This is a genomic window from Ensifer soli (assembly GCF_041928815.1).
Taxonomy (GTDB): domain Bacteria; phylum Pseudomonadota; class Alphaproteobacteria; order Rhizobiales; family Rhizobiaceae; genus JBHFEI01.
Genome location: NZ_JBHFEI010000001.1, coordinates 270,852 through 282,109, shown reverse-complemented (window position 1 = coordinate 282,109; position 11,258 = coordinate 270,852). Strand labels below are relative to the sequence as shown.

General features: G+C 66.3%; 10 protein-coding genes. 5 read left to right on the top strand and 5 right to left on the bottom strand.

Annotation, left to right across the window (positions count from 1 at the left end; all coding sequences use genetic code 11):
• Window positions 1–670 precede the first annotated feature (670 nt).
• The 5 genes from ytfQ to ACEVQ6_RS01260 all read left to right on the top strand — a co-directional run bounded on the left by ytfQ (window position 671) and on the right by ACEVQ6_RS01260 (window position 6,045).
• Complete coding sequence (gene ytfQ / locus ACEVQ6_RS01280) at window positions 671–1,633, top strand: galactofuranose ABC transporter, galactofuranose-binding protein YtfQ (protein ID WP_374887074.1); 963 nt, start codon at window positions 671–673, stop codon at window positions 1,631–1,633.
• Window positions 1,634–1,757: 124 nt separating this feature from the next.
• Entirely contained in the window at window positions 1,758–3,281 is a 1,524-nt protein-coding gene (ytfR, locus tag ACEVQ6_RS01275; protein ID WP_374887073.1) for a galactofuranose ABC transporter, ATP-binding protein YtfR, read from the top strand.
• Window positions 3,278–4,303: an ABC transporter permease gene (locus tag ACEVQ6_RS01270; protein WP_374887072.1), complete on the top strand. Its 1,026-nt coding sequence runs from the start codon at window positions 3,278–3,280 to the stop codon at window positions 4,301–4,303. Before ytfR ends, ACEVQ6_RS01270 begins: the two co-directional genes overlap by 4 nt.
• Window positions 4,300–5,265: a galactofuranose ABC transporter, permease protein YjfF gene (yjfF, locus tag ACEVQ6_RS01265; RefSeq protein ID WP_374887071.1), complete on the top strand. Its 966-nt coding sequence runs from the start codon at window positions 4,300–4,302 to the stop codon at window positions 5,263–5,265. The genes ACEVQ6_RS01270 and yjfF overlap by 4 nt, the downstream gene beginning before the upstream one ends.
• A gap of 21 nt (window positions 5,266–5,286) precedes the next feature.
• Window positions 5,287–6,045 (top strand): FadR/GntR family transcriptional regulator, encoded by a 759-nt coding sequence (locus ACEVQ6_RS01260; protein WP_374887070.1) that lies wholly within the window; start codon window positions 5,287–5,289, stop codon window positions 6,043–6,045.
• Between the two features lie 554 nt (window positions 6,046–6,599).
• On the opposite strand, the gene ACEVQ6_RS01255 is transcribed toward ACEVQ6_RS01260, so the two are convergent.
• From ACEVQ6_RS01255 to ACEVQ6_RS01235, 5 genes are all read right to left on the bottom strand, one after another.
• The gene (locus ACEVQ6_RS01255; protein ID WP_374887069.1) at window positions 6,600–7,061 is read right to left on the bottom strand and encodes a YbaK/EbsC family protein; all 462 of its coding nucleotides are present in this window, start codon (window positions 7,059–7,061) and stop codon (window positions 6,600–6,602) included.
• A gap of 39 nt (window positions 7,062–7,100) precedes the next feature.
• The gene (locus tag ACEVQ6_RS01250) at window positions 7,101–7,289 is read right to left on the bottom strand and encodes a hypothetical protein (RefSeq protein ID WP_374887068.1); all 189 of its coding nucleotides are present in this window, start codon (window positions 7,287–7,289) and stop codon (window positions 7,101–7,103) included.
• 62 nt (window positions 7,290–7,351) lie between these two features.
• Window positions 7,352–7,606, bottom strand: a complete 255-nt coding sequence (locus ACEVQ6_RS01245) for a GlsB/YeaQ/YmgE family stress response membrane protein (RefSeq protein WP_374887067.1) — start codon at window positions 7,604–7,606, stop codon at window positions 7,352–7,354.
• A 101-nt stretch (window positions 7,607–7,707) separates the two neighbouring features.
• Window positions 7,708–9,000, bottom strand: a complete 1,293-nt coding sequence (rhaI, locus tag ACEVQ6_RS01240) for an L-rhamnose catabolism isomerase (RefSeq protein WP_374887066.1) — start codon at window positions 8,998–9,000, stop codon at window positions 7,708–7,710.
• A gap of 13 nt (window positions 9,001–9,013) precedes the next feature.
• Window positions 9,014–11,104 (bottom strand): bifunctional rhamnulose-1-phosphate aldolase/short-chain dehydrogenase, encoded by a 2,091-nt coding sequence (locus ACEVQ6_RS01235; RefSeq protein ID WP_374887065.1) that lies wholly within the window; start codon window positions 11,102–11,104, stop codon window positions 9,014–9,016.
• Window positions 11,105–11,258 lie beyond the last annotated feature (154 nt).

The following is an 11,258-nucleotide window of genomic DNA, read 5'->3' as shown; positions in this document are numbered from 1 at the left end:
GACGGGCGACATGGCGCGTTCCTGTGCAGGGCTGCCGTGCGTTTGCCGCATGAATGGATGAAAAAACAGGCGGTCCGCGCAGCCTCCTGCGTGCCGATAGCGAATGGGAACGCCGGAAGCGGGTCCGGAGACGTCGCCTCGCGCCGAGAAGGCGTAAATGTCGGCCGATCATGGATCTCCATTGTTTCTGGGTATGCATCCAGCGCATGGCTTGCGCCTCTCCCGGAGGCGTTTCGGACCCTCCAAATTCCGGGAGGTCCGTGCATGCCGTTGCTCTTGCCTGTCTCGTCGATGCGAGGTCTCGGAAGGGTCGGCGCGCCGCAGGGGCGGGCAGGGGATGCGTTCCGCGCAAGGCTCGCGCCCGCGAGACCCCGGCGCGTGGCGGTGCCGCCGGAGGGCAGGACATTCCCGTTTCCCGGCGGGTGTGCCGGGTCGCATGCCTGCGCGCGGCGCATGCCGGCAAATTCCCTGGGGCCCAAAATTGGACTACCGCATGCGCCGCGGTCCGGCTTTGCCGCGTGGGCACGGCCGATCCATCGCACGGTTTCGCCGCGGATGCGCGTCAGGCGGCGCAGAATTTCCAGGCTCCGCAGAAAGACGGTTTACAAAAGTCATACTATATGATTTTTATGCCGCGGCTGTCAGGAGCAGCTTTCTCTGGGAGGACATCATGAAACTGAAGACCGCACTCGCGAGTGCCACGATCTTGGCTGCCTCGTTCTTCGGTACGGCGCAGGCCGCCGACCTGACCGTCGGCTTTTCGCAGATCGGCTCCGAATCCGGCTGGCGCGCCGCCGAGACGACGCTGACCAAGCAGCAGGCCGAACAGCGCGGCATCGATCTCAAATTCGCCGATGCGCAGCAGAAGCAGGAAAACCAGATCAAGGCGATCCGCTCCTTCATCGCGCAAGGGGTGGACGCCATCCTCGTCGCCCCCGTCGTCGCCACCGGCTGGGACGAAGTGCTGACCGAGGCGAAGGACGCCGAGATCCCGGTGATCCTGCTCGACCGCACCGTCGATTCCTCGAAGGACCTCTATCTCACCGCCGTGACCTCCGACCTCGTCCACGAGGGCAATGTCGCCGGCAAGTGGCTGGTCGACACCGTCGCGGGCAAGCCCTGCAACGTCGTCGAGCTGCAGGGCACCACGGGCTCCTCGCCGGCGATCGACCGCAAGAAGGGCTTCGAGGAGGCGCTGAAGGGCCATGACAACCTGAAGATCGTCCGCAGCCAGACCGGCGACTTCACCCGCACCAAGGGCAAGGAAGTCATGGAAAGCTTCCTGAAGGCGGAAAACGGCGGCAAGAACATCTGCGCGCTCTACGCCCACAACGACGACATGGCGGTCGGCGCCATCCAGGCGATCAAGGAAGCGGGCCTCAAGCCCGGCACCGACATCCTCGTCGTCTCGATCGACGCCGTTCCGGACATTTTCCAGGCGATGGCCGCCGGCGAGGCGAACGCGACCGTCGAGCTGACGCCGAACATGGCCGGTCCCGCCTTCGACGCGCTCGACGCCTATCGCAAGGACGGCACGGCGCCGCCGAAGTGGATCCAGACGGAATCGAAGCTCTACACCCAGGCTGACGATCCGCAGAAGGTCTACGAAGAGAAGAAGGGCCTCGGCTACTGATCGGCCGCGTCTGCGGCGACAAGGTCCGCTGCGGTCCTCGTCGCCGCCCGCGCGCCGATGCGCGCCCTTCTGCCGCGTCCGGGGGTCTCCTCCGGGCGCGCCCCATTCCGCAGGGCCGATATCCATGAGCAAGTTCACCGACGACATCCTCGTCGCCTCCGGGATCGTCAAGACGTTTCCCGGCGCCATCGCGCTTGACAGGGTCGATTTCTCGCTCCGGCGCGGCGAGGTGCATGCGCTGCTCGGCGAGAACGGCGCCGGCAAGTCGACGCTGATCAAATGCATGACCGGCGCCTATCGCCGCGATGCCGGCGCGCTGACGCTCGACGGCCAGCCGATCGACCCGCGCGACACGCTCGATGCCCAGACGCTCGGCATCGGCACCGTCTATCAGGAAGTCAACCTGCTGCCGAACCTGAGCGTCGCCGAAAACCTCTTCCTCGGCCGCCAGCCGCGCCGCTTCGGCTTCGTCGACACGCGCGCGATGAACCGCCGCGCCGCCGCGCTGCTCGCCGAATACGGCATCGACATCAACGTCACCGCGACGCTCGACCGCTACTCCGTCGCCATCCAGCAGGTGGTCGCGATCGCCCGCGCCGTCGATCTCTCCGGCAAGGTGCTGATCCTCGATGAGCCGACCGCAAGCCTCGACGCGCAGGAGGTGGCGATGCTGTTCCGCATCGTGCGCGGCCTGAAGGAGAAGGGCCTCGGCATCGTCTTCATCACCCATTTCCTCGAGCAGGTCTACGAGCTTTCCGACCGCATCACGGTGCTGCGCAACGGCCGCCTCGTCGGCACGCGCGACGTGGCCGCGCTGCCGCGCCGCGAGCTCGTCACCATGATGCTCGGCCACGAGCTGCAGGCGGTCGAGAAGGCGGTGGCGGCGGAAACGGTCGTCGCCGGCCCAGTTCACCTGCGCTTCTCGAACTATGGCAAGGCCGGCAAGGTCAGGCCGTTCGATCTCGAGGTACGAAAGGGCGAGGTGGTCGGCATCGCCGGCCTGCTCGGTTCGGGCCGCACCGAAACGGCCGAGCTGCTCTTCGGCGTCGAGAAGCCGGACCACGGCACGGCCGAGATCGGCGGCACGCCGGTGTCGATCGCCTCGCCGCGCGCCGCGATCGCCAGCCGCTTCGGCTTCTGCCCGGAGGACCGCAAGACCGACGGCATCGTCGGCGACCTCTCGGTCAGGGAAAACATCGCGCTGGCGCTGCAGGCGCGGCGCGGCTGGGCCCGGCCGCTGCCGCGCGCCGAACAGGACGCGCTCGCCGACCGCTACATCAAGGCGCTCGACATCCGCACCAGCGACCGGGAGAAGCCGATCCGGCTGCTCTCCGGCGGCAACCAGCAGAAGGCGATCCTCGCACGCTGGCTGGCGACCGATCCCGAATTCCTCATCCTCGACGAGCCGACCCGCGGCATCGACGTCGGCGCCCATGCCGAGATCATCCGCCTGATCGAGGATCTCTGCGCGCGCGGCATGTCGCTGATGGTGATCTCCTCCGAACTCGAGGAACTCGTCGCCTGCGCCTCGCGCGTCCTGGTGCTGCGCGACCGCGCCCATGTCGCCGAACTGAAGGGCGGCGAGATCTCCACCGACAACATCGTCACTGCGATTGCCGCCGGCACCGGCGAGAAGGGGGCCGCATGATCGACGGCGCGAAATGCTTCGGCCTGCGCGTCCTGCCGCAGGTGATCGCCCTTGTGGTGATCCTGTTCCTGATCTTTCTGGTCTTCCCCGGCTTCTTCTCGATGACGGTGCAGAACGGCCGTCTCTACGGCAGCCTGATCGACGTGCTCAATCGCGGCGCGCCGGTCGCGCTGCTCGCCATCGGCATGACGGTGGTGATCGCCACCAAGGGCATCGACCTTTCGGTCGGCGCGGTGATGGCGATCTGCGGCGCGGTCGCGGCCGCCTCCAGCGTGCGCGGCGATCCGCTGGCAATCACGCTCCTGCTCGCGATCGGCACCGGCCTCCTCTGCGGCGTCTGGAACGGCTTCCTCGTCGCCGTGCTGAACATCCAGCCGATCATCGCCACGCTGGTGCTGATGGTCGCCGGGCGCGGTATCGCGCAACTGGTCACGGAGGGCGCGATCCTCACCTTCAACGATCCGGCGCTGATTTCGATCGGCAGCGGCTCCTTCCTCGCCCTGCCGATGCCCGTCGTCATCTGGCTGCTGCTCGGCATCGCGGTGACGCTGCTGATGCGGCGCACGGCGCTCGGGCTGCTGATCGAGGCGATCGGCGTCAACCGCCGCGCGAGCACGCTGTCGGGCATCCGCACGCCGGTGCTGCTGATGGCCGCCTACATGCTCTCCGGCCTCTGCGCCGCCGTCGCCGGCATCATCGTCGCCGCCGACATCCGCGGCGCCGACGCCAACAATGCCGGCCTCTGGCTGGAGCTCGACGCCATCCTCGCCGTCGTCGTCGGCGGTACCTCGCTGCTCGGCGGCCGCTTCAGCATCATCGCCTCGCTGATCGGCGCCATGATCATCCAGGCCGTCAACACCGGCATCCTCCTCTCCGGCTTCCCGCCGGAATTCAACCTGATCATCAAGGCGGCGATCATCGTCGTCATCCTGGTGATCCAGTCGCCCCGCGTCCAGGGCACGATGAGCTTCTTCGCCGCCCGTCCGGCTGCGAAGGCGCGCGCGGAGCGCATCTCCAGATGAACCAGAAATATCTTCCCCTGATCGCGACGATCGTCATCTTCGTCGTCTCCTATGCCCTCTGTGCGGCGCAGTATCCGAACATGCTGTCGACGCGCGTCGTCGGCAATCTCCTGACCGACAATGCCTTTCTCGGCATTGCCGCCGTCGGCATGACCTTCGTCATCCTGTCGGGCGGCATCGATCTCTCGATCGGCTCGGTGATCGCCTTTACCGGCATCTTCCTCGCCGTCGTCCTGGAAAGCACCTCGCTGCATCCGCTGGCGGCCTTCCTGCTCGTGCTCGTCATCACCTCGGCCTTCGGCGCGGTCATGGGGGCGATCATCCACTATCTGGAGATGCCCGCCTTCATCGTCACGCTCGCCGGCATGTTCCTCGCCCGCGGCATGGCCTTCGTGCTGTCGATCGATTCGATCCCGATCAAGCATCCCTTCTACGCGACGCTGAAGACCCTGTTCTACAAGCTGCCCGGCGGCGGGCGGATCACGCTGATCGGCGGGCTGATGCTCCTCGTCTTCGCGCTCGGCATGCTGATCGCGCACAGGACCCGCTTCGGCACCAATGTCTACGCGCTCGGCGGCGGCACGCAGACGGCGGCGCTGATGGGCGTGCCGGTCGGCCGCACGACCGTGATGATCTATGCGCTGTCCGGCTTCCTGTCGGGGCTCGCCGGCATCGTCTACTCGCTCTACACCTCGGCCGGCTATTCGCTGGCGACCGTCGGCGTCGAGCTCGACGCGATCGCCGCCGTCGTCATCGGCGGTACGCTCCTGACCGGCGGCGCCGGCTTCGTCGGCGGTACCCTCGTCGGCGTCCTGATCCAGGGCCTGATCCAGACCTACATCACCTTCGACGGCACGCTGTCGAGCTGGTGGACGAAGATCCTCATCGGCGCCCTGCTCTTCGCCTTCATCCTCATGCAGAAGGGGATCCTCCTCGCGTCGCGGCGGACCAACAGGGCCTGAGGGCCGGAGAGGAGGGGAGGGGTGCGCAAGGGAGTGCTCGAAACCGTCATCAGCGGCTCCAGCGCGCGCAGCAGCCACGCGCAGGTGGTCGACGAGATGGGACGGGCGATCGTCGTCGGCACCTTTCCCGTCGGCTCCATCCTCCCCGGCGATCCCGAGCTCGCCGCCCGCTTCAAGGTGTCGCGCACCGTCCTGCGCGAGGCGATGAAGACGCTCGCCGCCAAGGGGCTGGTGGTGCCGCGCGCGCGCATCGGCACGCGTGTGACGGCGCGCAGCCAGTGGAACCTCTTCGACGCCGACGTGCTCGCCTGGCATTTCCACAAGGGGGTCGACGAGGCCTTCCTGCACGATCTGAGCGAGATCCGCCTCGCCTTCGAGCCGCATGCGGCAGCCCTTGCCGCCCGCCACGCGACGGAAGCCGAGATTGCCACGATGATGCGGCTGGCGGTGGCGATGGGCAGTCCCGACCACACGGCCGAGACGCTCGCAATGGCGGACCTGCGCTTCCACATCGCCGTCGCCGAGGCCTCCGGAAATCCGTTCATGCGCACGGTCGGCAGCCTGATCGAGGCGGCGCTGGTCGGCATCTTCAAGCTCAGTTCGCCGGCGGCCGGGCAGGACAAGATCAACGCCGTCTCCCGTTCCCATATCCGCATCGTCGAGCGGATCAGCCTCAGGGACGAGGCCGGCGCGCGCGCGGCGATGGAGGCGGTGATCCGCGTAGCGCGTGAAAAGATCCGCATCGCGCTCGACGCGGAAGATCACTCGGAAGCGACCTGAAGCGGAAACGCAGCGTCTTCAAGCTTTTCCTGTTTGATTTACTTCGCGGAAACCATGATCGCCGCGGCAAAATCCAGGACGACGCTTTATCGCAGGCAGGCAAGCCTGTCCGCAATCCTCAGGTCTGGCGATATTTTTGTCGCTTCTCACAGGATAGTGACGATGCTTTAAGCGTTGTGGCCTAAAATCGATCATATGAAGACGCCATATAGGGATCAAATGGCTTCTGATCGCGTTGTCAGGGGAAGAAACAACAGAAGCGGACGTGACCCGAAAAGATCCAGGGCCCCCTCCGCGAAAACCGCAAGGTGACCGGTTCGCGGCGGGTATCCTCCACCGCGCGCGCCATCGGTCGCGCCTGCGGAGGAAGGACCAAGGACGTGACTGCATATATGATGAAATCGCTGATCAGCATCATGGCGGCTCTTTCCCTCGGCTCGCTGATGCTCCTCCTTGCTGTGGTTGCCTAACCCGTTCCCGTAACGTCATGACGGCGGTGGCCGCCGGACCGCCCCCTCGCCACCCTCCATGGCGCTCGACCTGAAACAGCCCGATCAGTATTGCGAGACATCGACCCATTCGGCGCCCGTGAGGGTCGCCATGCGCACGGGATCGATCCGCACAGCGGCATTGGGCGCGCCGGCCGCCGGCACGACCTCGTCAAAGGCCTTGAGCGACACGTCGCAATAGATGCGCAGACGACCGGCGACGCCGAAAGGGCAGACGCCGCCGACCGGATGGCCGGTTTCCCGCTCCACTTCATCAAAGGCCAGCATCCGTGCCTTGGTGCCGAAGCGTGCCTTGAATTTTTTGTTGTCGAGCCGGGCGTCACCGCGCGTGACGATAAGGATCACGCCGTCGTCGAGGCGCAGCGACAGGGTTTTGGCGATCTGCGCCGGCGCGACCCCGTGGCCGGCGGCCGCGAGCGCCACGGTTGCCGTGCTGTCGGCAAGTTCGATGACGGCAATGTCGGGGGCATGATCTGCGAAGAAATCTTTGACGGACTGAAGCGACATGGAACGGGTCTTGCGATGGAAGCGATGCCCGGAAGTGTTTCAGTCGTCGTTGGAGGCGTCAAGATCCTCCGGCCGCGTGCCCGTCTCGACGGTGCGCGGCAGATAGCCGTGGCTGGTGAACCAGTTTTCGAGGATCGCGGCGATCGCCTGCTCGCGCGAGGTCATTCCGGGATGGTCGTCGGTGAAGGCCTTCAGGGCCTGTTCGATCGTGGGCGAGAAGGGGGTCACGTCGCTCTCCTCCTTGGGCGAGGTCGCAAAGGGGCAATGCCCCTTTGCGGTAAAATGCGGCCTCAGGCGCGACGGATCAAGCGGATGAGGAGGAGGAGGATGACGGCGCCGATCGTCGCGTGGATGATCGCCGCGACCACGCCGCCGCCGAGCGTGAAGCCGAGCGCCGGGAACAGCGCGCCGGCGATGAAGGCGCCGACGATGCCGATGACGATGTTGCCGAGGATGCCGAAGCCGTAGCCCTTGACGATGATACCGGCGAGCCAGCCGGCGATCGCGCCGATGAGAAGGAAGATGATCAGGCTTTCGATACCCATGCTGCGTGCTCCTGTCCTAAAGGGTTTCCAAGGCAGGAACTAGGGCGGATGCCGCGCTTCGCCAGTGGGCCGGCGCGGCTTTGTTGGCCGCGCCGGGCCGGTCAGACGATGCCGCCGCCGCCGCTTGCGACCACCGGCCGCTCGGTGCCGACCTTCGCCCGGTAGCCGCTCTTCCGGTAGGTGGCGACGGGGGCGATGGCGCCGCCGCTCTCCAGCCGCGCCATGGCGAGGATCGGCTCGACATCGGTGCGGAAGGCGACCTTCAGCGTCTCGGTCGCCATCAGCGCGTCGTTGCCGTCCTGGTAGCCCTCGAGCGCCGCACGGTCGACGAGGAGCGCCTGGGCATAGGCGCGGCAGACCTCCATCGCGCTTCCCATCAGGCTCTCGATCGGGTCGGTGACGTTGTGGCTCTGGTCGAGCATGTGGGCCGGGGAGAAACCTTCCGCCTGCCGCGCTTCCGCGTCTGCGAGTTCGTTGAAGACGAGGAACAGGCGGTAGGGATCGATCGAGCCGGTGTCGAGGTCGTCGTCGCCGTATTTCGAATCGTTGAAGTGGAAGCCGCCGAGCTTCCTGAACTGGATCAGCCGCGCGACGATCATCTCGATGTTGACGTTCGGCGCGTGATGCCCGAGATCGACGAGGCAGTAGGCCTTCGGCCCTAGTTCCTGCGCGATCAGGTAGTTGCTGCCCCAGTCCTGCACCACCGTCGAATAGAAGGCCGGCTCGAACATCTTGTGCTCGGTGAAGAGGCGCCAGTCGTCCGGCAATTCCCGGTAGACCGCCTTCATCGCGTCGAGATAGCGCTCGAAGGCCTTGGTGAAGTTGCTCTGCCCGGGGAAGTTCGAGCCGTCGCCGATCCACACCGTCAGCGCCTTCGAGCCGAGCACCTTGCCGATCTCGATGCATTCGAGATTGTGCTCGACGGCCTGCTGGCGCGTCGCGGCGCTCGGATGCGACAGCGAGCCGAACTTGTAGGAATGCTCCTGCTGCGGCGCGTCGGAGAAGGTGTTGGAATTCATCGCGTCGAAGCCGAGGCCGAGTGCCTCGCCCTTTTCCTTCAGCGCCTTCAGGTCCGCCACCTTGTCCCACGGAATGTGCAGCGACACGGTCGGCGTCGCCCGCGTCAGCTGCTGGATGACGGAGCAGTCCTCGAGCTTGTCGAAGACGTTGCGCGGCTCGCCGGGGCCGGGGAAGCGGGCAAAGCGCGTGCCGCCCGTACCGACGCCCCAGGACGGCACGGCGACGCCATAGGCGGCGACCTTGCGCTTCACCGCGTCGATATCGACGCCCCGGCGCGCAAGGCGCGCGCCGAGGCTGTCATAGTCTGTCCGGAGGTCCTCGCGGCGCGCCGCGTTCTCCGCCTCGATCACCGAAGTGTCGATCATCCCGCCCATCGGTCCTGCCTCCTCAGCGCGTGAACGACTGGGCGTTGCCCGCGTCGACATTGATGATGTTGCCGGTCGATTTCGCCGACATGTCGGAGGCGAGGAAGAAGACGGCCTCGGCGATGTCCTCGGGGAAGACGCTGCGCTTCAGCATCGAACGGTCGCGGTAATGCGCCTCCAGGTCGTCGGTCTTGTAGATCGCGGCGCGCTGGTCCTTCCATTCGCCGCTCCAGATCTTCGAGCCGCGCAGCACCGCATCGGGGTTGACGGTGTTGACGCGGATCTGCGCGGCCGCGCCCTCGAGCGCCAGGCAGCGGGCGAGATGGATCTCCGCCGCCTTAGCCGTGCAATAGGCAGACGCGCCGGGCGAGGCGGCAAGCCCGTTCTTCGAGGCGATGAAGACGATATTGCCGCCGGCCTTCTGGGTGCGGAAGATGCGGAAGGCTTCGCGGGCGACGAGGAAGTAGCCGGTGGCGAGCACGCCGATATTCCGGTTCCAGAGGTCGAGGCTCGTCTCCTCGATCGGCGCGGCCGAGGCGAGCCCGGCATTGGAGACGAGGATATCGAGGCCGCCATAGTCGCCGAGTGCTGCGGCAAAGGCCGCCTCGACCTCGGCCTCGACGGTGACGTTCATCGTCACGCCGCGCACGACGTCGGCACTGTAGCGCTTCGAGAAATCGGCGACGGCGGTATCGAGCGCCGCCGCGTCGATGTCGGCGAGCACGACGCAGGCGCCCTCGCGCATCAGCCGGTCGGCCGTCGCCTTGCCGATGCCGCCGGCGCCGCCGGTGACGAAGGCGACACGGCCGGCAAGCGCCTTCGGCTTCGGCATGCGCTGCAGCTTCGCCTCCTCCAGCAGCCAGTATTCGATGTCGAAGGCCTCCTGCTCGGGCAGGCCGACATAGTCCGACACGGCCGAGGCGCCGCGCATGACGTTGATGGCGTTGACGTAGAACTCCGAGGAGATGCGCGCTGTCGCCTTGTCGCGGGCAAAGGCGATCATGCCGACGCCGGGCACGAGGTAGATGACGGCGTTCGGGTCGCGCATCGCCGGGCTGTTGTCATGCCGGCAGCGCTCGTAATAGGCGGCGTAGCCCGCGCGGTAGTCGGAAACAGCCGCTTCGAGGCCCGAAACGGTCGCCTCGACGTCCGGGTTCGCCGGATCGAAGTCGACGACCAGCGGCCGGATCTTGGTGCGCAGGAAATGGTCCGGGCAGCTCGTGCCGAGCGCCGCCAGCGCCTCGAGCTTGCCCGAGGAGACGAAGTCGAGCACGGCCTGGCTGTCGTCGAAATGGCCGACCTTGGCATCGTCGCCGGCGATCAGGCCGCGGATGACGGGCATCAGCTGTCCGGCGACGGCGCGGCGTTCGGCTTTTCCGAGCACCGGCCGGACGGGACCGCCGAAGGCCGGGCCGGTCGCCTTGGCCTCGAACCAGGCCATCGCCTTGTTGATGATCTCGATCGTCGTGTCGTAGGATTCCTTCGCCGTATCGCCCCAGGTGAAGAGGCCGTGACTTTCGAGCACGAGACCGCGGGCCTTCGGGTTTTCCCGGCAGAATTTTTCGAGCCACAGGCCGAGTTCGAAGCCCGGCCGCTTCCAGGGCAGCCAGCCGATCTCGTCGCCGAAGATCTCCTGCGTCAGCGCGCGGCTGTTCTTCGAGGCGGCGATGGCGATGATCGCATCGGGATGCATGTGGTCGACATGGGCGCGCGGCACGAAGGCGTGGAGCGCGGTGTCGATCGAGGCGGCGCGCGGATTGAGGTTGAAGGTACAGTGCGGCAGGTAGCCGACCATCTCGTCCTCAAAGGCGACGCCGCGATAGAGCGACTTCAGCGCCTCGAGCTTGTCCATGTAGAGCGTGGCGAAACCGTCGAGCGCCATCGTGGCGATGTCGCCGCCGGAGCCCTTGACCCAGAGGACCTCGACGTCCCTGCCGGTGAGAAGGTCCTTTTCGCGCACCTTGGCAGAGGTGTTGCCGCCGCCGTAATTGGTGATCCGCTTGTCGGAACCGAGCAGGTTGGAGCGGTAGAGCAGCCGTTGCGGCTCCGTCATCGCCGCGGCTTTCGCATCGTCCCAGAGATTGGCGAGGCGAGACTGTTGCGTGTCACTCATGGTCGTGAACCCTCCCGATGGTCGTGGAACCGCATCGAGGCGCGCGCGGATCCTTGAGGGTGTGATCCCACGAGTTTCGGGCAATGTCAATCATAAACGATCAAAACCCGTCATATTGCAGTGCACAAGGAAATTGAATGATCGAAGATGATTG

What these genes read in the sequence shown, in the direction of transcription:
- ytfQ (WP_374887074.1), top strand. Translation starts at nt 671, where the DNA reads ATGAAACTGAAGACCGCACTCGCGAGTGCCACGATCTTGGCTGCCTCG.
- ytfR (WP_374887073.1), top strand. Translation starts at nt 1,758, where the DNA reads ATGAGCAAGTTCACCGACGACATCCTCGTCGCCTCCGGGATCGTCAAG.
- ACEVQ6_RS01270 (WP_374887072.1), top strand. Translation starts at nt 3,278, where the DNA reads ATGATCGACGGCGCGAAATGCTTCGGCCTGCGCGTCCTGCCGCAGGTG.
- yjfF (WP_374887071.1), top strand. Translation starts at nt 4,300, where the DNA reads ATGAACCAGAAATATCTTCCCCTGATCGCGACGATCGTCATCTTCGTC.
- ACEVQ6_RS01255 (WP_374887069.1), bottom strand. Translation starts at nt 7,061, where the DNA reads ATGTCGCTTCAGTCCGTCAAAGATTTCTTCGCAGATCATGCCCCCGAC.
- ACEVQ6_RS01245 (WP_374887067.1), bottom strand. Translation starts at nt 7,606, where the DNA reads ATGGGTATCGAAAGCCTGATCATCTTCCTTCTCATCGGCGCGATCGCC.
- rhaI (WP_374887066.1), bottom strand. Translation starts at nt 9,000, where the DNA reads ATGGGCGGGATGATCGACACTTCGGTGATCGAGGCGGAGAACGCGGCG.
- ACEVQ6_RS01235 (WP_374887065.1), bottom strand. Translation starts at nt 11,104, where the DNA reads ATGAGTGACACGCAACAGTCTCGCCTCGCCAATCTCTGGGACGATGCG.